This is a genomic window from Paenibacillus sp. Aloe-11 (genome assembly GCF_000245715.1).
Classification (GTDB): domain Bacteria; phylum Bacillota; class Bacilli; order Paenibacillales; family Paenibacillaceae; genus Paenibacillus; species Paenibacillus kribbensis.
In genome coordinates, this window is the sequence record NZ_JH601045.1 from 137,641 (window position 1) to 138,048 (window position 408).

General features: G+C 59.8%; 1 protein-coding gene. It reads right to left on the bottom strand.

Annotated elements, in window-relative coordinates:
• Positions 1–408 (bottom strand): aminotransferase class III-fold pyridoxal phosphate-dependent enzyme (locus WG8_RS27920; RefSeq protein WP_007428807.1); only part of this gene is annotated, 408 nt, incomplete at both ends.

Below are 408 nucleotides of genomic sequence, written 5' to 3' on the forward strand. Positions count from 1 at the left end.
TTGCTGCCGCCGTAGGCGCCAATCGGCAGACCGCCGCCCATGATTTTGCCCAGCGCGGTCAAATCCGGCTGAATCGCATCATGGTTGTCCAGACCTGCATACGTTTGGGCCGAACCGTAGTGGAAGCGGAACGCGGTAATGACCTCGTCATAAATGACGAGGGAGCCGTTCGCCCGCGCCATCGAGCACAGCCCTTCCAGATATCCTGGCTGCGGCATTACCATGCCGAAATTACCGACAATCGGCTCGACCATGACTGCCGCCACATCGTCGCTCCAACGCTCCAGGGCTTGGCGCAGCGCGTCGAGATCATTGAAAGGCACGGTAATAACCTCGCTCGCAATGTTGGTTGTAATTCCTGCGCTGTCCGGTATGCCCAGCGTGGATGGGCCAGAGCCTGCGGCTACG